This is a genomic window from Tenacibaculum haliotis, assembly GCF_025215075.1.
Lineage (GTDB): Bacteria > Bacteroidota > Bacteroidia > Flavobacteriales > Flavobacteriaceae > Polaribacter > Polaribacter haliotis_B.
Window position 1 is genome coordinate 236,099 of record NZ_JAOBTH010000027.1, and the last position, 25,515, is coordinate 261,613.

Here is a 25,515-nt window from a genome sequence, read left to right on the forward strand (position 1 = left end):
TCAATTTAAAAAACCGATAAGCGCTGTATAAAAATCCTTCGGATTTTCTGCATGTAGCCAGTGCCCTGCGTTGGCTATTTTTTTTATAGTAGAATTCGGAAAATGCGCATTGATAATCGGCTCTTCATTTACCGAAATATAACCTGAATTTTCACCTTTTAAAAACAAGGTTTCTCCTTCAAAAACGGTAAACGAAGGTAAGGCTTCACCAACTTCGTTATTATTTTCTGTTAATGATTTTAAATTAAAACGAAAAGCTAGTTCATCTTTCGTTTTTCTGTACACGTTTTTCAGTAAAAATTGTCGCACACCAGCTTCTGGAATTAATCCTGACAGTTTTTCATCAATCAGTTTTCGTGAATTTTGAATCGTAAAATCAACCGAATTTAAAGCTTCTAAAATATCATGATGATGTGGCGGATACATTCTTGGCGAAATATCAGCAACTATTAATTTATTTACCAATTCTGGATACTCAGTTGCGAATAACATTACTGTTTTTCCGCCCATTGAATGCCCTAATAAAGCTACCTTTTCTAAATTATGATGTTGTATGTAATTATACAAATCGGCAACCATTACTTCGTAATTAAATTCATCAGAATGAAAACTACGACCATGATTTCGTTGATCTATTAAATGCACCTCAAATCCGTCTTCACCTAATTTGTTCGCATGACTTTTCCAATTATCACCCATACCAAAATAACCGTGTAAAATTAACAACGGTTTTCCTTCACCTACTATTCTAGAATGTAAAATTTGCATCTTATTGTAATCTGTGTAAATACATATTTACCACGTTTTCTAAACCTAAATACAACGACTCAGAAATAAGCGCGTGCCCTATAGAAACTTCCGCCAAATTAGGGATATTCTCTTTAAAAAACTTGATGTTTTCTAAACTTAAATCATGTCCTGCGTTAATACCTAAACCTAATTTGTGTGCTAAAATTGCAGCATCAATATAAGGTTTTATAGCTTTTTTATTACCTAAATCAAATTGTGTAGCAAATTCTTCAGTATATAATTCAATACGATCTGCTCCTGTTTTGGCTGCGGCTTCAATCAACTTTAAATCTGTATCAATAAAAATTGAAGTTCTAATTCCGTTATTTTTAAATTCAGAAATAACTTCTTGTAAATACGATTGATTTGCAACAGTATCCCAACCAGCATTTGATGTTAAAGTATCTACACTATCTGGCACCAATGTTACTTGTGTTGGCTTTATTGCCAACACCATTTCCATGAATTGATCAATCGGGTTTCCTTCAATATTATATTCGGTAGTTACAATCGATTTTAAATCATAAGCATCTTGGTAACGAATATGGCGCTCATCTGGCCTTGGGTGAATTGTAATTCCTTCTGCGCCAAAATCCTGAATATCGACTGCTACCTTTAATAAATCAGGTGTATTTCCTCCTCTAGAATTACGCAACGTCGCAATTTTATTAATATTTACGCTTAACTTTGTCATCTCATAAAATTAGATTACAAAGATAAATCATTAAAACATTTTAAACTATATTCGTAGTAATGAATATCAACGATTTTATACTGAAAGAAATTAAAGCACTTACTTTAAAAAGCACTGTAAAAAGTGCTCAAAAAGTATGTAAAAACTTACCTATAACACATATTCCTATTGTTGAAAACGGAAAATTAGTTGGTTGCTTACCAGAAAGCGATATTCAAACTATTGAAGATAAAAATCAACAACTTAGTGAATACGCTTATTTGTTAGATCATTTTTATGCTAACGAGAAAACTACCTTACTCGATTTAATCGTGCTATTTGCTGATAATGACTGTAATTTAATTCCCGTTTTAAATAAAGAAATGCAGTATACTGGTTACTATGAATTAAGCGATGTTTTAGATGCTTTTGCTGATAGTCCTTTTTTACACAACGAAAGTGACACTTTAACCATAGAAAAAAGCAAAAATGATGCTTCAATGGGAGAAGTTGCCCAAATAATTGAAACCAATGGCGCTAAATTATTAGGACTCTATATTTCTTCTGAAAATCAAGATAACATTCAAATTACCTTAAAAATAATTACGGAAGAAATAAATGAAATCATTCAAACTTTTCGCAGGTACGATTATACTGTTATCACAAAACATGAGGATGATTTTTACTTAGAAGAATTAAAAGACAGAGCCTCTTATTTAAGAAAATACTTAGATATGTAATTTACATATCTCTATCCTAAAAAATTATTACAAGTGAAAAAAGTAGCTATTTACGGTCAAGCTTATACCATTTCTGCTGAAAAGGAAATTAAAATATTAGTATCGGCATTAGAGAAAAACAAGATTGTTGTTTTTTTTGAAAAAGAATTTTATGACTTATTGGTTGAAAATAATTCTTTGACAAAAAAATATCCTACATACGCTCATTTCAATGATTTATCTAACTCTTTTGATATGATGTTTACTATTGGAGGTGACGGAACATTCTTAAGAGCTGCAACTTATATTCGTGATTTAGACATTCCTTTTTTAGGAATTAATACTGGTAGACTCGGTTTTTTAGCTACGGTACAAAAAGATCAGATTGAAGAAGCGGTTGCTTTGTTATTAGAAAATAATTACACCATTCAAAAAAGGTCTTTATTACAAATAGAAACTACACCACAAACAGAAGAATTTACAGAACTAGATTTTGCTTTAAACGAAATAACTATCGCTCGTAGAAACACCACTTCTATGATTGGTGTAAAAACATATTTAAATCAAGAATACTTAACAAATTACTGGGCAGACGGCTTAATCATATCAACACCAACTGGGTCTACTGGTTATTCTTTAAGTTGTAATGGTCCTGTAATACTACCAGATTCTAAAAGCTTTGTTATCACCCCTATTGCACCACACAACCTAAACGCAAGGCCAATGGTAATACCAGACGACATTGTAATTCAATTAGAAGTAAGTGCTCGTGAAAAAGATTTTTTAATCTCGTTAGACTCTCGTATCACAACGATACCATTAGGAACACAAATAAAAATACAGAGAGCTTCTTTTACTATAAAAAGTATTTTACTTCAAAATCAATCACATCTAAAAACACTAAGAGGTAAGCTTTTATGGGGAGAAGATACTCGTAATGAATCTTTATAAATACACTTCATAGCAATAAAACCTCAAAAAAAAGGTTAATCAAGAAGGTATATTATTAACTTTTTAAAGCAAATTCATTTTACTATATTTGCACGCTATTTTTACAATGAAGAAACTTTTTTTATTCATATCATTTGCTTTAACAGCAATTACAATACAATCGCAAACTCACGAAGTAGGTGTTTTCGTTGGTGGCTCTAATTACATTGGTGATATAGGTCATACAAACTACATATATCCCAATAAAATTGGAGGTGGCTTAATATACAAATACAACCTAAATCCCAGAATCGCGTTAAGAGGAACTTACACATACATCCCTGTTTCTGGTAAAGATAGTGATGCAGAAAATTTATTCCGTCAAAAAAGAGGATATCAATTTACAAACAATATCCATGAATTTGCCGCTGGGTTAGAATTTAATTTTTTTGATTATAATATTAGCAACTACAATACAACCTTCACACCTTATTTATTAGCTGAAATTGCCGTTTTTAACTACTCGAGCCCTGTAAAAAGAACTTCTCCCACTACAATTCGTTTAAAAAATAAATTTTCATATTCTTTACCTGTAGGTATTGGTATTAAAGGGAGATTAGATGATCATTTAGCTATTGCATTTGAAACAGGAGTTCGTTTTACACTAGTAGACGATATTGATTTTACAACGGATAAAATAGCTAATTTAAATTTTGGCGGTACAGGAAATGACTGGTATGTATTTACTGGATTATCAATAGTATATTCTTTCGGACGACCTCCGTGTTATAAAGGATTAACAGAATAAAAATGAAAGACAAATTACATAGTATTAATTTACAGAAAGTTCCAAATCACATTGCCGTTATTATGGATGGCAATGGAAGATGGGCAAAAGGTAAAGGAATGCAACGTGTTTTTGGTCATAGAAATGCTTTAACTGCCATTAGAGAAACAGCTGATGCTGCGTCAGAAATTGGTATTAAATTCATTACTCTTTATGCCTTTTCTACTGAAAACTGGAACAGGCCTAAGTTAGAAGTAGATGCCTTAATGAGCCTACTTGTTAACACTTTAAAAAAAGAACTTCCAGATTTTCAGCGTAAAAATGTAAAAATAAATGCCATTGGTAATCTTACTAGCTTACCAAAAAATGCTCAGAAAATTTTAACTAAAGTTATTGATCAAACTAAAGACAATACCAAAATCACGTTAACCTTTGCTTTAAGCTATGGTTCGAGAGAAGAAATTGTTAATGCTTTCAAAAATATATCTGAAAAAGTTGTTAATAACGAGCTTGATATTGAAAAAATAGATGAAAAAATTATAAATAACCATTTATATACGTTTAATTTGCCCGACGTTGATTTAATGGTACGTACAAGTGGGGAACAAAGAATCAGTAATTTTTTACTTTGGCAACTAGCATATGCCGAATTATATTTTACAGAAATATTATGGCCAGATTTTAGAAGAGAAGATCTTTTTGACGCCGTAATAGATTATCAAAACAGAGAGAGAAGATTTGGAAAAACAAGTGAACAGATTGAGACCAATGAATAAATATTCTTATTTAGTAGTATTTTTAATCGCTTTTTTATCAGCGAATACACAAGCACAAGACATCATAACTAAAGACAGTACTGTCACAAGCAATGTAATCCCTTACAAAAAAGGAGAACAATATATCTTGGGTGGAATCACTGTAACTGGTCTACAAAAATTTAGTGAACAAACCATAAGGGTCTACACGGGTTTAATAGATGGGCAGCCTATAAAGTTACCTGGTGATAAACTTACCAGTGCTATTAAAAAACTTTATGAAAGTAAACAGTTTAGCGATGTTGATGTATATCTATCTAAAAAAGATGGAGAAACTGTTTATTTACTATTTGATGTTACCGAACTACCTCAATTAGCTGACATCTCAATTTCTGGTCTTAGTAAATCAAAAGCAAGAGAACTTAAAGAAGAAACTGAACTTAAAAAGGGTATTATGGTTACTGATAACCTAATCGTAACTACTAGAAATTATATAAAAAAGAAATATACTGATAAAGGTTTCTTAAAAACTAAAGTTTCTCTAACAACAAAAAAAGATACTTCTGACATAAACACTGTTAGTATGGATATCTTTGTTGATAAAGGAAAACGTATAAAAATTAAAGAAATTAATTTTATAGGAAACACGGCAATGTCTAATGGAGACTTGAGAGGATTCATGAAAAACACAAAACGTAAGGTTTTAGGTCGTTTTTGGAAATCTTCAAAGTATGTTTTAGATGATTATAAAGAAGATTTAGAAAGCATTCTTGAAAACTACAGTGAAAACGGATATCGTGATGCTCGTATTCTATCTGACAATCTTATTTGGAATGACGACAATACTATTAATTTAGAAATCACCCTAGAAGAAGGTCGTCAGTACCGTTTTGATGAGATTAAATTTATTGGAAACAAAAAATTCTCAGATGAATTCTTACAAAGGTTGTTACGAATTGATAAGGGGGATATCTACAATGGAAAAGTTTTAAAAGAACGTATTTCAGGAGATGGCTCACCTAACTCTCAAGACATTCAAACACTTTACCACAACAACGGATATTTATTTTCTCAGATAAACGCGATAGAAACAAAAGTAAAAAATGATTCTATTACTGTAGAAGTTCGTATTCGTGAAGATGAGCAAGCTACTATTAAGAAAGTATCAGTAGCTGGTAATGAAAAAACAAATGACCATGTTATTTACAGAGAATTACGTGTAAAACCAGGTGATTTATTTAGTCGTGAAAACATTATTCGTTCAATTCGTGAAATTGGTCAATTAGGATTTTTCGATGCCAATGTAACTCCTGATGTTAAACCTGATTATCAAAACAAAACTGCTGATATTGAGTTTTCAGTTGCAGAAAAAGGCGGTAGTCAAATAGAACTGCAAGGTGGTTATGGTGGTGGATCATTTATTGGTACCTTGGGATTATCTTTTAATAATTTCTCTATTAGAAATATTTTCAATAAAGAAGCCTATAAACCACTACCAATGGGTGATGGTCAAAAATTATCATTACGTTTACAAACAAGTAGAACCTATAACACCTATAGTTTCTCTTTTACAGAACCTTGGTTAGGGGGTAAAAAACCTCAATCTTTATCTTTCTCAATTTATTTATCTGATCAATATAGATATGACTATAATACAAACTCTGTTGATAAAAATCAAAGTTTGAGCATTATAGGTGCTTCAATCGGCCTAGGAAAGCGTTTAAATTGGCCTGATGATTACTTTTCTTTGTCTCAAAGTATAAGTTACCAAGGAATTGAGTTACATAATTATGGATACCGTGTAGGTTCTTCAAATGACGTTATTAGTGACGGTAATCTTAACAACCTAGCATATACAGTTGCTTTTGGTCGTAATTCAGCTGGTCCAAGTTTAATTTTCCCTTCATATGGTTCAGATTTTTCATTAACTGCCAAAGCTACTTTTCCATACTCATTAGTCAATGGCAAAGATTATGATGAACCTGAAAACCCAACTAACAGTGAAAGACAGGCTTATTTATCTGATAAATACAAATGGCTTGAGTATTATAAAATTACTGCAAAAGGAAAATGGTATACCTCTTTATCTGAAAATAATAAATTAGTCTTAATGTCTAATTTTGAAATGGGGTATTTAGGATCTTATAATAAAAAGCTAGGGTTAACACCTGTTGAAAGATATTTTGTTGGAGGAGACGGAATTGCTCAAGGGCAACTAGATGGCCGAGAAACTATCGGATTAAGAGGTTATGAAAACAATAGAGTATCTTCTCTTGATGGTGGTTCTATCTATAATAAATTTCAAATGGAATTACGTTATTCCATAACAGACAAACCTTCTGCATCAATTTATACTTTAGGGTTTTTAGAAGCAGGGAACTCTTATAACAATTTTAGCGAATTTAATCCGTTTAGACTGAAACGTTCTGCTGGATTAGGTGTCCGTATATTTATGCCTGCATTTGGTTTACTAGGTATAGACTTTGCTCATGGATTTGATCCATTACCTGGACTGACTGAAAAATCTGGTTGGCAAACACATTTTATTATTGGAAGACAGTTCTAAAACCTTACATTTGTAATGTGTCTGGTTTTTTGGCACGGTTTTTTCTAAACACATTATAGCAAGATGAAAAAAAACATTTTATCAATAGTTCTTTTACTTATTACTAGTAGTGTTGTTGTTGCACAAAAAAGTCAACGCATCGCCTATATCGACATGGAATATATACTTCAAAATATCCCTGAATATTTAGAAGCTCAAAATTCCTTAGATGCTAAAGTTTTAAAATGGAAAACGAAGTTAGACAAAGAAAGTAGAGCTATAGAAGTTCTAAAAACTGATCTAACAAACGAGAAAGCTATTTTAACAAAAGATTTAATTGATGAACGCGAAGAGGACATTACAATTCAACAAGAAGCTTTACGTAGATTAGAATCTTTATACTTTGGCCCTAAAGGTGATATGTATAATTTAAGAAGACAATTAATAAAGCCTATTCAAGATCAAGTTTTCAATGCTGTTCAAACAATTGCTTCAAGAAAAAAATATGATTTTGTTTTTGATAAATCTGGTGAGTTAGTAATGCTATATTCTAACAAAAAACACGATATTAGCGACCTTATTGTTAAAATGATTAATATTGATCAGAAGAAACAAGCAAAAAAAGATAAAGTTGCAGCAAAAAAGGAATTACTTAAAAATGAAGGCTTAAGTGATGCGCAAAAAGCAAAAACAGCTAAACAAGAAGCACTCAGAAAGAAAAAACAAAATGACAAGCTTGCTAAAATTAAGCTAATAGAAGAAAAAAGACAAGCGAAGCTACAAGAAAGGGCTAACAAAAGAAAATTGCTAATAGAAAAAAGAGAAGCCTTAAAACAAGCACAAGAAGAAGCTAAGAAACAAGCAATACAAGAGAATAAATAAATCAAGAATAGAGAACATTAAATTAAATTAAAACAAAGATGAAACATTTTAAGACGTTAGTATTAGTTGCAATTTTCACAATTGGATTAGGTAGTGTGGCAAATGCACAAAAAACTGCACATATAAATACAGATAAATTATTATCTGAAATGCCTGCAACTAAAGCTATGAAAGCTGAGTTAGAGAAATTAAATAAGACCTACCGTGACGACATTGAAGCTATGGCTAAAAAAGCAGAAGCTAAAATGAAAAAATACGAAGCAGAAAGTAAAAGTCAAACACAAGAAGTAAACCAAAAAAGAGCTATTGAAATTCAGCAAGACAGACAAAGAATTGGTCAGGCTCAGCAATCTGCTAGTCAGGAGATGCAGAAAAAATACCAAGAAAAAACAATTCCTATTTTAAAGAAAGCTGAGCAAGCAATTAAAGATGTTGCAGCTGCTAAAGGAATTATTTATGTATTTGATGCTGCTCCTGGTAAAGGATTAATCGTTTATGATAAAGGTGAAGACATTTACGGAGCTGTAAAAGCTAAATTAGGTTTCTAATAAAACCTTTAAAATATTTTATAAAAATCCTGCTGAATTCAGCAGGATTTTTATTTTTGTATATCTATGACTAAACAACAGCAACAACCTATTGGTATATTTGATTCAGGTATAGGAGGTACTTCTATTTGGAAAGAGATTCATGCGTTACTTCCAAACGAAAGCACTATTTACTTATCCGATAGTAAAAATGCTCCTTATGGACAAAAATCAAAAGAAGAAATACTTAATTTATCTATTAAAAACACTGAGTATTTAATTAATAAAGGTTGTAAGCTAATTGTAGTTGCTTGTAATACGGCAACCACAAACGCCATTGAATATTTAAGAAAAAACTATACTGTTCCTATCATAGGAATTGAACCAGCAATAAAATCGGCTTCAATTCAAACTAAAACTCAAATTATTGGTATTTTAGCTACAAAAGGAACACTTAACAGCGCTTTATTCGAAAAAACATCTGCTACTATTAACAACAACATTACAATCATTGAGCAGATAGGAAATGGTTTAGTTGAACTCATTGAGAACGGAAAAATTCATTCTTCAGAAATGACAACCTTATTAGAAAAACATTTAAGTGTTATCCTAAAATCAAATTGTGACTGTATTGTTTTAGGCTGTACACACTATCCTTATTTAATTCCTCAAATAAAAAAAATTATTGGAAACGATATAAAAATTATTGATTCTGGTGAGGCTGTTGCTAAACAAACAAAAAAGGTTTTACTAGAAAATAATTTGTTAGCTAATTCGAAAAATAACATTATCAATAAGTTTTACATCAATAAAGAAAAAAATGTATTGGAATATTTATTAAAAGATTACAGTAAAATTTCTATTGATATTTTAGATTTTTAAAAACTCCCGTTAATGTTTGGACACGCTGAAGCTCTACGTTTTCTGCATAAAACATCTATACCAAAAGAAACTTGGTGAAAACCTCCATTAGAAAAAACCACGTCTCCACTTTGTTGAGTGTACGTATACGCAAACATTAAGTTTTTGTAATTCACACCTACAATAGGAGTTATATAGCTTGCATCACCAAAAACACTGCTATCTAAACTTCTTCTATAAGATAAAGCTGCCCATAATTGGGTAGCTTCAAACTGCTTATAAACTTTAAAATTTAAATCAGCTATTTTCTCACCAGTTTGGTCTTTGTATTGCAACATAACAGAAGGTTCATATTGTAACTTATCTTCATCGCCAAAAAAGTAACCTGCTCCAATAATATAATTTCTTAAATTATAAGACTCAAAATCAGGATTTAAATCGTTTTTTGCAGACAACATAATATTTTTTACTGTAAAATAAGATGAAAAACCTTTATGATGGTATGCCATACCAAAATCGGCATTAAAATAAAAATCACTATTAATAACCTGACTAACTGCTGGATCGTTAACAAAATTTCGTTGATCAACTTCATTTTGAACTACTGACATTGAAAGACCAAATGACAACTGTTTAAACAAGTTTTCATTCCCCATATCTATATGATAGGCATAAGTTCCTTGTAATCCTTTTTGAGAGTGATAACCGTTTTTATCATTAAAAAGAATAAACCCATAACCTGCATTTGAGTTCTCATTAAATTTAGCATGAAAACTTGCAGTTTGTAACGAAGGTGCGTCTTTTACTCCAATCCATTGTTGACGTGCAGTTAAACGTAACTTTCCACAATCACCAATACCTGCTGCAGTTGGATGCAACAAATAAACATTGTCAGATAAATAATCTGCATAGATTGGCAATGTTTCTTGTCCATAAATTTTTGATATAAAAATCACAAAAAATAAGGCAATAATTTTTTTCATATTTCTCTCCTAATAAATAGCTCTCAAATATAACCAAGAGTCCTTAAAAACATCCTTAATTCTCAAAAAACTACTTTTATTCTTCATTTTTTAACATCTTAATAATTTAATCGATAATTAGATGGGGTTCTTCCTTTCAATTCTTTAAATTTTCTATTAAAATTAGAAATATTTATAAATCCAGATTTTTCAGACACCTCAATAATTGAATACTCACTATTTTTTAAAAATTTACAAGCAGTTTCAATTCTAAGCTCATTTAAAAAAGTGAAAAAAGTTTTATTTGTTCTTTGCTTAAAATATCTACAAAAAGCATTAGAAGTCATGTTTGCTACACCTGCTATATCATCTAACTCAATTTTATTAGTAAAATTACTCAAAGTATAATCCATAACATCCCTCATTCTTTTTCCTTCATTATCAGAATACCTTTTTTCATCCAAAAATGATGAAAGAGATATCGTCTCTGATTTCACAATAATAGTTAGTATCTTAATAAAAACAGTAAACTTAACGATATCCCTACTTTTTTTAATTTTTACAAATAAATTCTTTATTTTTTTTTGATTTGAAACTACACTAAAACTACTTTTAATCATGCTAAAAAACATCGAAATCTCCTTAAAATCATCTAATTCAAAAAAATGATCTCCAAATGATTTTTTTGTAAAAAAAAGAGAAATCATACAAGACTCTTTAATCAATGAATTATCACTTTTAAAAACATGCGGCTGATTACCTGCAAGTACTAAAACATCATCTTTTTTATATTCATTAACTGTATCTCCAACAATTAAAGTTCCTTCTCCTTTAAGAATATAACAAAGTTGAATTTCTTCATGTTGGTGTAATTTATCATAAAAAAAAGACCCTTTATCTTCTTGATAAATTAACCCTAGGTTTTTAGTTTTCGGAATTTTAAATGGTAAAACGATCATTCATCAGATTTTAAAACAAAACTATAATATATTATCCTAAAAATTAAACACTATTATTATTTAAGGTAAAATAATATGCTATATGGATAATAAATGAGAAATCTACTACGTGTATCAATTATAACTTTGCCTAAAAAAAACACCATGAGTATAAATTGGAAAGGAGTTATGCCAGCCGTAACCACAAAATTTACTAACGAGGATATTCTAGATTTTAATATGTTTGAAGTGAATATTAAAGCGCAATTAGAAGCTGGAGTTCACGGAATAGTTTTAGGAGGTACTTTAGGAGAAGCAAGTACATTGTCTGACCAAGAAAAAAGAACACTTACAAAAACCACTGTTGCATTAGTGAAAGAAAGAGTTCCTGTCCTAATAAATATTGCTGAACAAACAACCAAAGGAGCAATTTTAGCAGCACAAAAGGCCGAAGAAGACGGTGCTAAAGGATTAATGATGCTACCACCTATGCGTTACAATGCGGGAGACAGAGAAACTGTAACTTATTTTAAAGCTGTAGCTAACAATACATCTTTACCTATTATGGTGTACAACAACCCAGTTGATTATAAAGTTGAAGTTACTTTAAATATGTTTGATGAATTGCTAAAATGTGATAATATTGAAGCAGTTAAAGAATCTACCAGGGATATATCTAATGTAACAAGAATTAAAAATCGCTTTGGAAATAGATTGAAAATTATGACAGGTGTAGACACTATAGCTTTAGAAAGTTTACTGATGGGAGCTGATGGCTGGGTTGCTGGGTTAGTTTGTGCTTTCCCTAAAGAAACAGTTGCCATTTATGAGCTACAGAAAGCAGGAAAAATTAAAGAAGCTTTAGAAATTTATCGTTGGTTTTTACCATTGCTAGAGTTAGATATAAATTCTAAATTAGTACAAAACATAAAATTAGCTGAAGTGGCTACTGGTATAGGTACCGAAAATGTTCGCGCTCCTCGTTTACCTTTAATTGGTACCGAAAGAGCACAAGTATTAAAAATTATTGAAAACGGATTAAAAAATAGACCAACCTTACCTGATTATAAAAATTTATAAAATGATTACAGGAAAAAACTATATAGGAAGTACGTTAACCGCTTCAGGAAAAACAACATATACCACATTTAATCCTGAATTAAATAAGAAAAACAACACTGTTTTTACAGAGGCTACTGTTAATGAAATTAACGATGCCATTTCTTTAGCTTCAAAAGCATTTAAAGAGTACAGTATTGTTTCTGGAAAACAAAAAGCTGGTTTTTTAAATGCTATCGCAGATGAAATTTTAGCTTTAGATAATGAATTAATAAAAATGTATTGCTCTGAAACTGGTTTGCCAGAAGGCAGAGCAAAAGGAGAACGAGGAAGAACTATTAATCAACTACGATCTTTTGCTGATTTAGTTTCAGACGGTTCATGGGTTTCTGCAACAATTGATACTGCTATTCCAAATAGAGAACCAATACCAAAATCAGATATCCGAAAAATGAATATTCCTTTAGGACCAGTCGTTGTTTTCGGAGCAAGTAACTTCCCTTTAGCCTATTCAACCGCTGGAGGTGACACCGCTGCCGCATTTGCTGCTGGATGCCCCGTAATTGTAAAATCACATCCAATGCATGCGGGAACCGGTGAATTAATAGCATCAGCAATTATAAAGGCTGCTAAAAATACAGGAATGCCTAATGGTGTTTTCTCTAATTTAAATTCTAGCGGAATTGAAGTTGGACAACAATTAGTTGCTCATCCAAAAGTTAAAGCAGTAGGTTTTACAGGAAGCATAAAAGGCGGTAGAGCTTTGTTCGATTTGGCTGCAAAACGTGAGGAACCTATTCCTGTTTTTGCAGAAATGGGAAGCGTAAACCCAGTGATACTTTTTCCTAAAGCATTAGAAAATCGAGCAGAAACCTTAGCCACAACATATGCCAGTTCTATAACCGTAGGTACAGGGCAATTTTGTACAAACCCTGGTTTAATTTTAGGGATTAAAGGAGCTCATTTATCAAAATTCATTAATGATTTGGGTCATAAAATTGTAGCGATAAATCCTAGTTGTATGCTACATCCAAATATTATAAAAGCTTATGAGAATAATAAACAAACGGCAATTACTCAAAAAGGATTAACAGTTGTTGCTGATTACGAAAGCGAAGTCCAATCTAATTATGCTCACCAAGTAATTACAACTGTTAAAGGCGAAACATTTTTAAACAATCCAAAACTACATCAAGAAGTCTTTGGTCCTTTTTCTATGGTTGTACAATGTGAAAATGCAATTCAACTAGAAAAAATAATTTCGAAATTAGAAGGCCAATTAACAGGTACTATAATTTCTGATAAAAATGAAGTTGCTAATTATCCAACTATCATTTCTGCTTTACAAAACAGAGTTGGACGAATTATATTTAATGGCGTGCCAACAGGTGTAGAAGTTTGTCCATCTATGGTTCACGGTGGCCCATACCCTGCCTCTACAGATAGTAGGTTTACTGCTGTTGGAATTCATTCTATAAAACGTTGGGTACGTCCTTTTAGTTATCAAGATTGGCCAAATGAATTATTACCTGATGAATTAAAAAACGAAAACCCCTTGGTGATTTTACGTACAGTTAACGGTAGCACTACAAAACAACAAATACTTTAACAAAAATTAACACTTTCTTTAGAAAATCAAAAAAACTAAATATTACTTTTGAGTAAGCTAAAGAAATTGAAAACAAAGCCAGCTTCGTTTTTCTTAATTAGAGAGATTTTGAAGGGTTTTTTCTAGGAAGAATACAAGCTGGCGATTCAATTTAGCATGAAAAAAACTTTCTTTTGCGTTGATGCGCATACTTGCGGAAATCCCGTAAGAGTTATCACTGGTGGTAGTCCAAATTTAATTGGCGCTAACATGAGCGAAAAGCGACAACATTTTTTAAAAAAATATGATTGGATTCGTAAAGGATTAATGTTCGAACCTCGCGGACATGATATGATGAGTGGTTCAATATTATTTCCTCCTCACAATCCTAAAAATGATTTTGCTATTTTATTTATAGAAACTTCTGGTTGTTTACCAATGTGCGGTCATGGAACTATCGGAACCGTTACTATTGCAATTGAAGAAGGCTTAATTACTCCAAAAATTCCTGGAAAAATAAAAATGGAAGCTCCTGCTGGTTTGGTTAATATTGAATATGGTCAAACAGGTAAAAAAGTTGATTGGGTAAAATTAACGAATGTAAAAAGTTACTTAGCTGCTGAAAACTTAACAATTGATTGCCCAGAATTAGGTAAAATTACTTTTGATGTTGCTTACGGAGGTAATTATTATGCAATTGTAGATCCTCAGAAAAATTTTTCTGGAGTACATGATTTTACCGCTAGTAAAATCATTCAATATTCTCAAATTGTTAGAAATAGAATTAATGAGAAATATCCTGCTATGTTTATTCATCCTGAAAACAATACTATTAGAAATGTAACTCACATGCTATGGACAGGCAATCCGATTGACCCAACATCATCAGGAAGAAATGCTGTTTTTTATGGCGATAAAGCTATTGACAGAAGCCCTTGTGGCACAGGAACTTCAGCTCGTTTAGCACAACTATATGCTAAAGGGAAATTAAAAATTGGAGAAAAATTTATTCATGAAAGCTATATCGGAAGCAAATTTACTGGATGTGTAGAGGAAGAAACTTCTTTAAATGGTAAACTAGCAATTATACCAAGTATAAAAGGTTGGGCAAAAGTATTTGGGTATAACACGATTATTATTGATAGAGAAGATGATCCGTATGCTTATGGTTTTCAAGTAATATAATAACGTAATTCATTATTAATTTTCATGAAAATAATTAAAGAAAACATACTAAATAACCACTGTTATACTGTACTTGTTTATCAAAGGATAAATAAAAAACTAGGTATCGATTTTTCAAAAGAAGAAATTGAAATTTTTCTTGAAAAAATACTAAGGGAAACAAATTTAGAACACTACGAAAAGAAAGGTAAAAATTATTATATCACCAATAAAGAACACAATATAAAAATTACAATTAATTCAAATACTTTTAGAGTTATAACTGTAGATAAAATAACACATTAAATGTCGAAAAAAGTATTGATAATCGGAGGCGGTATTATAGGATTATGTACTGCTTATTATTTGCAAAAAAAAGGAAATAAGGTAACTATAATCGATAAATCCGATTTTACAAGCGGTGCTTCTTATGTAAATGCAGGTTTTATAACCCCAAGCCATATTATTTCTTTAGCAGCTCCGGGGATGATTAATAAAGGAATTAAATGGATGCTAAACCCTGAAAGTCCTTTTTATGTTAAACCTCGCTTAGATTATGATTTTTTAAAATGGAGTTGGTTGTTTAAAAAAGCTTCCACTACTCAAAAAGTAGAAAGTGCCATCAAAGTAATTAAAGATATTAACCTTCTTAGCAAAAATCTTTATGAAGACATCAAAGCTTCAAATGATTTCGATTTTTTTTATCAGCATAAAGGATTGTTAATGTGCTACCAAACTGATAAAGCTGGCGAAGAAGAATGGATTACTGGGCAACGCGGGATTAAAGAAGGGCTACATGTTGAAAATTTAACAAAAAAACAAGTTTTAAAGCTAGAACCTGATGCAGGTTTAAATATTAAAGGAGCCGTTTATTACCATTCTGATGCACATATGACACCCAATGAATTTATGCTTCAGTTAAAAAACTATTTAGTAAAAAACAATGTTACTATTTTGGCTAATGAAGAGGTTTTAGATATCAATTTACTGGGAGATAAAGTATCATCGATAAAAACTGATAAACAAGAATTATTTGCAGATGAGATTATTGTAGCTACAGGTTCTTGGTCACAAAAACTACTAAAAAAACTAAATACAACAATTCCGGTTCAGGCAGGAAAAGGGTATCGAATAAATGTGTCTAAAAAAACAGGGATTACAATTCCTGCTATTCTGATAGAAGCCAAAGTTGCAGTAACACCAATGAATGGATTTACGCGTTTTGCTGGCACTATGGAAGTTGATACAATTAACCATACTATAAATACACGAAGAGTTGATGCGATTGCAAAAGCTGGTGAAAAATATTATGATGGATTAAAAATTGAGCAACATGATATAGACAACGCCGCTTGTGGTTTAAGACCTTGTTCTCCTGACGGATTGCCATATATTGGACGCTTATCTAAAGTTAAAAATGTAACTATTGCAACAGGGCATGCAATGATGGGCTGGAGCTTAGGTCCAGCAACCGGAAAATTAGTTTCAGAAATTATATCCGAAGAAAAAACAAGTTTAAATATTACGCCTTTTAATCCAAATAGATTTGATTAAAAATAAAACATCCACTTTAAATTAAAGTGGATGTTTTTATTTTATTTCTTAAAATTAGCGATTCCTTTTTCTAACCAATTATAATATTCATCTACATCTGGTGTGTAAGATACAGGAACTATCAGATTAGATTCGTCATGCGCCATTAATACATAAAATGGTTGTGAATTTGCTTTGTATTTTATGGTTTGTAATTCACTCCACTTTTGTCCAATGTATTTTAATTTCTTCCCAGGGTTTAATTTAGAATTTACAACCTCATCTTCTTTTAAAGCTCTTTTATCATCCACATATAATGATATTAAAACAACCTTGCTTTTTAAAATATTTAGCACCTTAGGTTTTACCCAAACATTCTGCTCCATTTTACGACAATTTACACAAGCGTGCCCTGTAAAATCTATCATTACTGGTTTCCCTACTTTTTTAGCATATGCAAGCCCTTTGTCATAATCGTGAAAAGAAATAATATCATGAGGAGGCATTAAATGCGCTCCTTCTGGTAAACCGCTGTGAGTTTTTTCAGAATTAGTCTCTGAAACTACTAGTGTATTTTTCTTTGTAAACCCTACTCCATATGGAGACTCACTATAATGTTGTGGTGGCGGAAAAGCACTAATTAAATTTAAAGGTGCCCCCCATAAACCTGGTAACATATAAATAGTAAATGATCCTACAATTAACCCTAAAGAAAGCCTACCTACAGAAATATGTTTCTGTGGGCTATCATGAGGCAATTGAATTTTCCCTAATAAATAAAATGTTAAAGCTCCGAATATTGCAATCCAAATAGCAATAAAAACTTCTCTTTCTAATAGATGTAATTGTAAAACTAAATCGGCATTCGATAAGAATTTAAAAGCTAATGCTAATTCTAAAAATCCTAATACAACTTTCACTGTATTTAACCAACCTCCTGATTTTGGTAATGAATTTAACCAACCTGGAAAAGCTGCAAACAATGCAAATGGTATTGCGATAGCTGATGAAAATCCTAACATACCTATAATAGGTGCGATACCCCCTTTTGAGGCAGCCTCTACCAACAATGTTCCTACAATTGGCCCAGTACAAGAAAATGATACAATTGCTAAGGCTAATGCCATAAAAAAGATTCCTATTAAACCTCCTCTATCTGCTTGTGAATCTACTTTTGTTGCCCAAGAACTCGGCAATGTAATTTCAAAAGCACCTAAAAAAGACACTGCAAAAATTACTAAAATTAAAAAGAAAGCAATATTAAACCATACATTAGTTGACAAAGCATTTAAAGCATCAGCACCAAAAACACCTGTTACTACAGTACCTAATAATACATATATACCAATAATTGAAATTCCGTAAATAATTGCATTTTTTATTCCTTTTGCTTTGCTTTTACTTTGTTTCGTAAAGAAACTTACCGTCATTGGAATCATCGGGAAAACACAAGGTGTTAATAATGCTGCAAACCCTGATAAGAAAGCAATAAAGAAAATACTTAACAATCCTTTTTTATCTTCCTTAGTGTCATCATCTACTTTAGCAACATCAGAAGTTGTTTTCTTTTTAGATACACTTTTCGTTAAATCAAAAACCAACTCAATTTCTTTTGGCGGCAAACATTGTTCTTCAGTACAGGCAATAAACTCAACAAAAGCACTAACTGCTGTAATTGTAGGATCAACTAGTTCTATTTCTTGTTCAAAAACAGCTTTATGAGCAAAGGATTTTATATTCATTCCTGCTTCACTAAATAGTTTTGTAAACTTTACTTTTCCTTTAGGTTCTTTGGTATTTCCTATTATTTTTAAAGTTCCTCCATTATCATCATACGTAAAAGTTGTGGGTATAGGCCCACCTTTTGGCACTTCTTGAGAATACAAACTCCAACCATCTTCAATCGTTGCTACTGTTAGTAACTTATATTTTGAATCTGTAATTTTTTCTACTTTGGTTGTCCATTTAATCGGATTAAATATCTGGCCTGTTACCGTTAAATTTATCAATAAACTAAACAGTATTATAAATATTTTTTTCATCTAAATTTTATGGATATTTAATTAATAGCAAAAGATAAATCTATTTCTTTAGGAGGTAAACAATTTTCTCCCGAGCAAACCATATACTCAACAGTTCCTTTTATAATAAATTTTTCATTTGTTTTTAATCTAATACGTTGCTTAAAAACTGCTTTATTATCAAAATATTTAATGCGCATTTCAAACACCTCATCATCTACAACATGCCCTTCTCCTTCTTTGGTGTTTCCTTTTTTTAAGTAACGTTGATCTCCCGTAAATGAAAACACTGTAGGTAATGGGCCTCCTTCTGGAATTTCTTGAGAATAGATATACCACTCATGATCTAAGGTAGCCGTAGCTATTAATTCACTTTCTTTATCAGATATCTTTTTTACGCTAGTAGTCCATTTTACAGGATTATGAATTTGCCCATAAGAGACAAGGCTTATCGTAAAGATTAAGATTGTTATTAATTTCCTCATTTTTATACAATTAAAACTGTTATTCTATTTTTTGTAAAAATAGCATCTTTCTTGCTTAAATCAGCAACAATAAAAAAAGTTTAACTTTTTAATTTTTAAACAAAAAAAAAGAGCAATCATTGCTGATTACTCTTTACTAGTAGCGGGAACTGGACTCGAACCAGTGACCTTCGGGTTATGAGCCCGACGAGCTACCTACTGCTCTATCCCGCGATTTCGAGTGCAAAGATACTTCTTTTTATTCTTTATACCCAAATAAAAAGATATATTTATTAATATTTTTTAAACAAAAAAAAGAGCAATCATTTCTGATTACTCTTTACTTGTAGCGGGAACTGGACTCGAACCAGTGACCTTCGGGTTATGAGCCCGACGAGCTACCTACTGCTCTATCCCGCGATTTCGAGTGCAAATATACCCCTTTTAATTCCTCATATCCAAATAAAACTAGCTTTTAAAAAAATAAAATTAGTAACTCTAAGAATAACAGCATTATAAAAAAAAGTTTTTTTAATTCAAACAACTTATCTTTGCCGCATGACACATAAAGCAGGATTTGTAAACATCATCGGAAACCCAAATGTGGGAAAATCAACTTTAATGAACGCATTGGTTGGCGAGAAATTATCAATTATTACACCTAAAGCACAAACGACAAGACATCGTATTTTAGGAATTGTTAATGACGACAATCATCAAGTTGTTTTTTCTGACACTCCAGGAATCATTAAACCTGCTTATGAGCTACAACAATCTATGATGGATTTTGTAAAATCAGCTTTTGAAGATGCTGATGTATTAATTTACATGGTAGAAGTTGGCGAGAAAGAATTAAAAAATGAAGCATTCTTTAATAAAATCATTCACAGTGAGATTCCTGTTATCCTATTATTAAATAAGATAGACAAATCATCACAACAAGAAGTTGAAGATAAAATTGAATACTGGAAAAACAAAGTGCCTAATGCATTTGTTTATGTGATTTCTGCCTTAGAAAAATTTAATATCGATACTGTTTTTTCAAAAATAATAGAATTACTACCAGAAGCACCAGCCTTTTATCCGAAGGATCAATTAACAGATAAACCTGAACGTTTTTTTGTGAATGAGAAAATTCGCGAAAAAATTCTAACACATTATAAAAAAGAAATTCCGTATTCGATAGAAGTAGAAACTGAAGAATTTTTTGAGGAAGAAAGCATTATAAAAATCCGCTCGGTAATTATGGTGGAACGCGACACTCAAAAAGGAATAATTATTGGCCATAAAGGAACCGCTCTTAAACGTGTAGGAACAGAATCACGTAAAGACTTAGAGTTGTTTTTTGATAAAAAAGTATTTTTAGAACTTTACGTAAAAGTAAATAAGAATTGGCGTTCTAATGAACGACAGTTAAAACGTTTTGGCTATAAAGATTAATTTATTTTTCGCAATAATAACTTTGTAAAATTTTTTAATTCATCCATTTGCTTTTTACCTGTAGATTTACCTAAACTTCCTACAAGATAAAACGCCACCCATATAATGGGTAAAACAACCATCATTACTACGGGGAATATTGACTCCTTTTGTAAAGACCAATTGCTGTATGCCATTATTCCGAAAATTAAAAAAGCAATAGCAACAATAAAATGCAAGAACATAAAGAATGTCCATACTTGTGGCTTCGGACCAAATAGCCCTTTAATTAAAGAAGTTGTTTCAGATAATTTTTCTATTTCGAGATATAACTGAGGCGACCAAAAATGAGTTTCCTTTTTAGGCACATCAATAATTACATGATTGTCTACTATGCTCATTTCATAAACCGTTACATCTGATAAATGATTTTTAATTTCAGCCAACAAAATTGCAGAATTCATCTTAAAATCAATTTGAAACCTTGGCTTTAAAAAAATCTGATTATATAATTGATCATCCATACTTATAAATTATTCGCCTACAATGTAGTAAAAATAGTATACTATTTAAAATTCGGCTTAATTTCATAACGTAAGTTGTATCTTTGCACAAATTTTTGCATAATGAGTAGTATTGTAGCCATTGTTGGAAGACCTAATGTAGGTAAATCCACTTTATTTAACCGTTTAGTACAACGTCGTGAAGCTATCGTAGATTCTGTAAGTGGAGTTACGAGAGACAGACATTACGGAAAGTCTGAATGGAACGGAAAGGAATTTTCTGTAATTGATACTGGTGGATATGTTGTCGGGTCGGATGATATTTTTGAAGGAGAAATACGTAAACAAGTTCAGTTGGCAATTGATGAAGCTGATATTATTGTTTTTGTAGTTGATGTTGAGCAAGGAATTACTCCTATGGATGATGAAGTTGCTAAAATATTACGCCAAGTTAAGAAGCCACTAATTATGGCTGTTAACAAGGTAGATAATGCAATGCGTGATGCAGATGCTGTTGAATTTTACAACCTTGGTTTAGGTGAATACCACACCATTTCATCAATAAATGGTAGTGGAACAGGTGAATTATTAGATGCTGTTGCCAAAGAAATTCCTGAAGAAGAAGAGGTTGAAGAAAACGAACTTCCTCGTTTTGCTATTGTTGGTCGTCCTAATGCAGGAAAATCATCATTTATCAATGCGTTAATTGGCGAAGACAGAAACATTGTTACCAATATTGCGGGTACAACCAGAGATTCTATTGATACAAAATACAATCGTTTTGGTTTTGAATTTAACTTAGTAGATACTGCTGGGATTCGAAAAAAATCGAAAGTAAAAGAAGATTTAGAGTTTTATTCAGTAATGCGTGCAGTTCGTGCAATTGAACATTGTGATGTTGCAGTTTTAGTTATTGATGCAACTCGTGATTTTGAAGGACAAGATGAAAAAATATTTTGGTTAGCTGAGAAAAACAAAAAAGGAGTCGTTATACTTGTCAATAAATGGGATTTAATTGAGAAAGAAACGAATACCATGCGTGATTTTGAAGCAAAAATAAGACAGACCATTGCTCCTTTTAGTGATGTGCCTATTATCTTTACTTCAGTATTAACAAAGCAACGTATTTTTAAGGCAATCGAATCTGCAGTAGAAGTTTTTGAAAACAGAAAACGTCGTATTCAAACAAGTAAATTGAATGAAACAATGTTAGATATTTTGGCTCAAAACCCTCCACCTGCAATTAAAGGAAAATATGTAAAAATTAAATACTGTATGCAACTACCTACGTATACACCACAATTTGCATTTTTCGCTAATTTACCTCAGTACATTAGAGAGCCATACAGACGTTATTTAGAAAATCAACTTCGTGAGCGTTACAATTTTAATGGAGTACCTATTATTATTTATTTTAGACAGAAATAATAATAGCTTTAACATATTTTAACTATTTAAAAGTAGTTTTTTCAGTTCCTTTACGAATCATTAAATAATTCATAAAAAAGGCAATGAAAAAACTACTTTTTGTTTTTACGCTATTACTTACTACGAGTATTTTTGCACAATCTTATCCATTTAAAATTACAGGTAAGATAAATTCTGGAAAAGAAAAAACACCAATTGAAGCTGCTACAGTTCATTTAGAAAGAATAAAAGATAGTACTGTTGTTTCGTACACAATATCAAACGACAAAGGTATTTTTTCGTTAGAAGGAAAATCTTTTCATAAAGATTTAAAATTATTTGTTTCTTATATTGGAAAAGACAGCTATGCTAAAGCAATTTCTTTAGGTGAAAAAACAACTTTTAATTTAGGTATTATTAATCTAAAGGAAGAAAGCAACTTACTTAATGAAGTTGTTATTACCTCTAGAGCTCCTATTACCATAAAAAAAGACACATTAGAGTTTAACGTAAAATCTTTTAAAACAAAAAAAGATGCTAATGTTGAAGATTTATTAAAAAAATTACCTGGTGTAGAAGTTGATGAAGCTGGTAAAATTACTGTAAACGGAAAGGAAGTAAATAAAATTTTAGTAAACGGAAAACCTTTTTTTGGAAACGATCCTAGTATCACTACTAAAAACCTAACAAAAGAAATTATTGAAAAAGTTCAGATTACAGATACAAAATCAAAATCTGAAGCTTTTGCCGGTGAAAAAGGCGATGCCAATAATAAAACAATAAACCTTACTATAAAAAAAGAAAACAACAAAGGTTGGTTTGGTAGAGTTTCTGCTGGTGCAGGAACAGACAAGCGTTACGAAGGTGCAACGATGGTTAATCGTTTTAACAACGACCAACGTTTTAGTGTTTTGGCCAGCACAAACAACATTAACTCTCCTGGTTTTAGTTTTGGAGAGATTCAAAAAATGTTTGGTGGTGGAAATAATTGGATTGGCGGAAACGGTAGCTTCAGTATTAACGGAAGACGTTTTGGTGGTGGAAGCGGAATTGTAAAATCTAAAACTGCTGGTGCAACTTATGCTGATCAATACGGAAAAGGCTTGGATGTTAATGCTAATTATTTTTATTCTGGAAGTAATTCAAATGACGAATCAAAAAGCAATAAAGAATATACACTTCCTGACGGAAAATATTTCTCTAATGCTATCTCAAAATCAAATGATGAAAATCATAACCATAGTATTACTACTGAGTTTGATATCGAAATAGATTCAACCTTCTTAATTAATGTAAAACCTTCTTTTGTTTTTAATAAGAGAGAAGGAAGTAACAATAGGCAAGAAGAATCTTTAGATGAAAGTAATAACTTAACCAACAGTTACACCAGTAATTCTTACGCTAAATCTGAAGCTAACAATTTTAAAAACACTATTGATGTTACTAAAAAAATAGGGTCTAAAGGTGCGTTTATTAAAGCATCTATTACTAATCAAATAGATAAATCAGATACTGAAGAAGTAAACGAATCTACTATTGAAGTATTTGGTAGTAATGCTAGTATAGAAAATAGAGATCAAAAAAGTACTATCTCAAATAACTTAAATAGCTTTAATACAATGATAACTTATCGTTTTCCTTTAGCTAAAAAATTATTTTTGGATGCAAAATATAGTTATCAAAGTGATGAAAGAGAAAATAAAGAAGATACTTATGACTTTAATAACACTTCTCAGCAATATGCTGATTTTAATCAAAACTTAAGTTCTGATTTTACGTATAATGACATTGCAAAAACACCTTCTTTAGAATTGATTTACAAAACTAAAAAATGGCGTTTTAATTTCGAAACAGGTTATGTAAACAGAACTTTAGAGAACAACGATAAATTACGCCCTAATTTAAGTTTAAATAAGAAATTTAACAACATCGCTTTAGATGCAGGATTCAGGTATCGATTCGATTCAAAAGCTTCTATTTATTTCGATTATCGTTTAACAAACAGAGTTCCTGGCATTAATCAAATTCAACCTTTTGAAAACGTTAGCAATCCATCAAATATAATTACTGGTAACCCAGAATTAAAGCCAACGCAAAATCACCGAGCTTATATTAACTTCAATAAATATAATTGGCAAGCTGGTACTGGAATGTATCTGTATATAAGCGGAAGTATGTTTAAAAATCAAATTATTTCTAACACTACAATTTCTGATGAATTTATTAGAAATTCTACCTACGAAAATACTGATGGAGGTTACGACTTTTTTGGAGGAGGTAGCTATAGTAAAAAGGTAAAATTAGATTCTATTACTACTTTAAAACTTAGAGCAGGTTCAAATATCAGCATATATAAAAACTTTAATATTCTAAATAATATAAAAGAAGGGGCACAAACAACTGCGTTAAGGCCTAACTTAGGAGTAACTTTAGAGTGGAATAAACTTATTTCTATTGAAACACGCTATGACGTTTCTTTTTCGAAAACAAAATACGATATAAACACTACTCAAAATCAAGATTTCACAAGGCAGACATTAACGATAAGAACAAAAACAAATTTTCCTAAAAAATTAGAGTGGAGAAATGATATAAAATATACTTACAACCCTAATATTGTTGGTTTCGACAAAGCAGCTTGGTTTTGGAATGCAACCTTAGCTTATTCGGTATTAAAAGACCAAGGAACTATCAGTTTAAAAGCCTATGATTTATTAAATCAAAATACAAATGCGCAACGTAGAGCTAGTTCAAATTACATTGAAGATTCTCAAAGTACTGTGTTACAACAATATTTTATGTTAGGCTTTAGCTGGAAATTTAACAGCTTAGGTAAAAAGGGAAAGGTGCGAGATTACAATATGCATTTTTAATCACTAAATTATCACTTAAAAAAGTCCTTATTTTTATAATAAGGGCTTTTTTTATACCCGCATTAATGAAAGCTAAATAAGTCTTTTACGACTAACAGTTTACAATTTTGTAAATT

The 25,515-nt window shown here is 31.1% G+C and carries 23 protein-coding genes and 2 tRNA genes; 16 read left to right on the forward strand and 9 right to left on the reverse strand.

All coding sequences use genetic code 11. The features are described 5' to 3' along the window. Together N2251_RS08715 and N2251_RS08720 are read right to left on the reverse strand one after the other, a co-directional pair. On the reverse strand, window positions 1-768 hold the full coding sequence (locus N2251_RS08715; protein ID WP_260586345.1) for an alpha/beta fold hydrolase: 768 nt from the start codon (window positions 766-768) through the stop codon (window positions 1-3). Between the two features lies 1 nt (window position 769). Continuing rightward, entirely contained in the window at window positions 770-1,483 is a 714-nt protein-coding gene (locus tag N2251_RS08720; protein WP_260586346.1) for a pyridoxine 5'-phosphate synthase, read from the reverse strand. 59 nt (window positions 1,484-1,542) lie between these two features. Between N2251_RS08720 and N2251_RS08725 the strand changes: the two genes are divergently transcribed. The 8 genes from N2251_RS08725 to murI all read left to right on the forward strand — a co-directional run bounded on the left by N2251_RS08725 (window position 1,543) and on the right by murI (window position 9,489). Then, window positions 1,543-2,202 carry a CBS domain-containing protein gene (locus tag N2251_RS08725; protein ID WP_260586347.1) on the forward strand — a complete coding sequence of 220 codons (660 nt, stop codon included), beginning with the start codon at window positions 1,543-1,545 and terminating at the stop codon, window positions 2,200-2,202. 33 nt (window positions 2,203-2,235) lie between these two features. Continuing rightward, entirely contained in the window at window positions 2,236-3,132 is an 897-nt protein-coding gene (locus N2251_RS08730; protein ID WP_260586348.1) for an NAD kinase, read from the forward strand. Window positions 3,133-3,238: 106 nt separating this feature from the next. After that, entirely contained in the window at window positions 3,239-3,919 is a 681-nt protein-coding gene (gene porG / locus N2251_RS08735) for a type IX secretion system protein PorG (RefSeq protein ID WP_260586349.1), read from the forward strand. A gap of 2 nt (window positions 3,920-3,921) precedes the next feature. Further along, window positions 3,922-4,674, forward strand: a complete 753-nt coding sequence (gene uppS / locus N2251_RS08740; protein WP_260586350.1) for an undecaprenyl pyrophosphate synthase — start codon at window positions 3,922-3,924, stop codon at window positions 4,672-4,674. Next, window positions 4,667-7,219, forward strand: a complete 2,553-nt coding sequence (gene bamA / locus N2251_RS08745) for an outer membrane protein assembly factor BamA (RefSeq protein ID WP_260586351.1) — start codon at window positions 4,667-4,669, stop codon at window positions 7,217-7,219. The genes uppS and bamA overlap by 8 nt, the downstream gene beginning before the upstream one ends. A gap of 63 nt (window positions 7,220-7,282) precedes the next feature. Further along, the gene (locus N2251_RS08750; protein WP_260586352.1) at window positions 7,283-8,080 is read left to right on the forward strand and encodes an OmpH/Skp family outer membrane protein; all 798 of its coding nucleotides are present in this window, start codon (window positions 7,283-7,285) and stop codon (window positions 8,078-8,080) included. A gap of 38 nt (window positions 8,081-8,118) precedes the next feature. After that, window positions 8,119-8,628 (forward strand): OmpH/Skp family outer membrane protein, encoded by a 510-nt coding sequence (locus N2251_RS08755; RefSeq protein ID WP_260586353.1) that lies wholly within the window; start codon window positions 8,119-8,121, stop codon window positions 8,626-8,628. A gap of 66 nt (window positions 8,629-8,694) precedes the next feature. Then, a complete protein-coding gene (gene murI, locus N2251_RS08760) occupies window positions 8,695-9,489 on the forward strand; it encodes a glutamate racemase (RefSeq protein ID WP_260586354.1) in 795 nt (264 codons plus the stop codon). Here the strand turns inward: murI and N2251_RS08765 are convergent. Together N2251_RS08765 and N2251_RS08770 are read right to left on the reverse strand one after the other, a co-directional pair. After that, a complete protein-coding gene (locus tag N2251_RS08765) occupies window positions 9,486-10,451 on the reverse strand; it encodes a PorP/SprF family type IX secretion system membrane protein (protein WP_260586355.1) in 966 nt (321 codons plus the stop codon). The two genes, murI and N2251_RS08765, sit on opposite strands and share 4 nt — an antisense overlap. Before the next feature lie 98 nt (window positions 10,452-10,549). Then, window positions 10,550-11,389: an AraC family transcriptional regulator gene (locus N2251_RS08770; RefSeq protein WP_260586356.1), complete on the reverse strand. Its 840-nt coding sequence runs from the start codon at window positions 11,387-11,389 to the stop codon at window positions 10,550-10,552. A 144-nt stretch (window positions 11,390-11,533) separates the two neighbouring features. Here N2251_RS08770 and N2251_RS08775 point away from each other — a divergent pair, with 144 nt between their 5' ends. From N2251_RS08775 to N2251_RS08795, 5 genes are all read left to right on the forward strand, one after another. Continuing rightward, window positions 11,534-12,448, forward strand: coding sequence for a dihydrodipicolinate synthase family protein (locus tag N2251_RS08775; RefSeq protein ID WP_260586357.1), 915 nt, complete (start codon window positions 11,534-11,536; stop codon window positions 12,446-12,448). A 1-nt stretch (window position 12,449) separates the two neighbouring features. Continuing rightward, window positions 12,450-14,036: an aldehyde dehydrogenase (NADP(+)) gene (locus N2251_RS08780; protein WP_260586358.1), complete on the forward strand. Its 1,587-nt coding sequence runs from the start codon at window positions 12,450-12,452 to the stop codon at window positions 14,034-14,036. 156 nt (window positions 14,037-14,192) lie between these two features. Continuing rightward, complete coding sequence (locus N2251_RS08785; RefSeq protein WP_260586359.1) at window positions 14,193-15,200, forward strand: 4-hydroxyproline epimerase; 1,008 nt, start codon at window positions 14,193-14,195, stop codon at window positions 15,198-15,200. Window positions 15,201-15,224: 24 nt separating this feature from the next. Continuing rightward, entirely contained in the window at window positions 15,225-15,485 is a 261-nt protein-coding gene (locus N2251_RS08790) for a DUF3781 domain-containing protein (RefSeq protein WP_260586360.1), read from the forward strand. Continuing rightward, window positions 15,486-16,733 (forward strand): NAD(P)/FAD-dependent oxidoreductase, encoded by a 1,248-nt coding sequence (locus N2251_RS08795; protein ID WP_260586361.1) that lies wholly within the window; start codon window positions 15,486-15,488, stop codon window positions 16,731-16,733. A 41-nt stretch (window positions 16,734-16,774) separates the two neighbouring features. On the opposite strand, the gene N2251_RS08800 is transcribed toward N2251_RS08795, so the two are convergent. From N2251_RS08800 to N2251_RS08815, 4 genes are all read right to left on the reverse strand, one after another. After that, window positions 16,775-18,754: a protein-disulfide reductase DsbD family protein gene (locus N2251_RS08800; protein WP_260586362.1), complete on the reverse strand. Its 1,980-nt coding sequence runs from the start codon at window positions 18,752-18,754 to the stop codon at window positions 16,775-16,777. A gap of 17 nt (window positions 18,755-18,771) precedes the next feature. Beyond that, entirely contained in the window at window positions 18,772-19,218 is a 447-nt protein-coding gene (locus N2251_RS08805; protein ID WP_260586363.1) for a protein-disulfide reductase DsbD domain-containing protein, read from the reverse strand. Window positions 19,219-19,358: 140 nt separating this feature from the next. Continuing rightward, window positions 19,359-19,431, reverse strand: a tRNA-Met gene (locus N2251_RS08810). A 113-nt stretch (window positions 19,432-19,544) separates the two neighbouring features. Then, window positions 19,545-19,617 (reverse strand) — tRNA-Met (locus tag N2251_RS08815). Window positions 19,618-19,755: 138 nt separating this feature from the next. On the opposite strand from N2251_RS08815, the gene era reads away from it, so the two are divergent. Further along, window positions 19,756-20,637 carry a GTPase Era gene (era, locus tag N2251_RS08820; RefSeq protein ID WP_260586364.1) on the forward strand — a complete coding sequence of 294 codons (882 nt, stop codon included), beginning with the start codon at window positions 19,756-19,758 and terminating at the stop codon, window positions 20,635-20,637. On the opposite strand, the gene N2251_RS08825 is transcribed toward era, so the two are convergent. Then, entirely contained in the window at window positions 20,634-21,140 is a 507-nt protein-coding gene (locus tag N2251_RS08825) for a GTP-binding protein (protein ID WP_260586365.1), read from the reverse strand. The genes era and N2251_RS08825 overlap by 4 nt on opposite strands. 102 nt (window positions 21,141-21,242) lie before the next feature. Between N2251_RS08825 and der the strand changes: the two genes are divergently transcribed. Continuing rightward, a complete protein-coding gene (gene der, locus N2251_RS08830; protein WP_260586366.1) occupies window positions 21,243-22,547 on the forward strand; it encodes a ribosome biogenesis GTPase Der in 1,305 nt (434 codons plus the stop codon). 83 nt (window positions 22,548-22,630) lie between these two features. Next, window positions 22,631-25,399, forward strand: coding sequence for an outer membrane beta-barrel protein (locus N2251_RS08835; protein WP_260586367.1), 2,769 nt, complete (start codon window positions 22,631-22,633; stop codon window positions 25,397-25,399). Window positions 25,400-25,515: the final 116 nt, after the last annotated feature.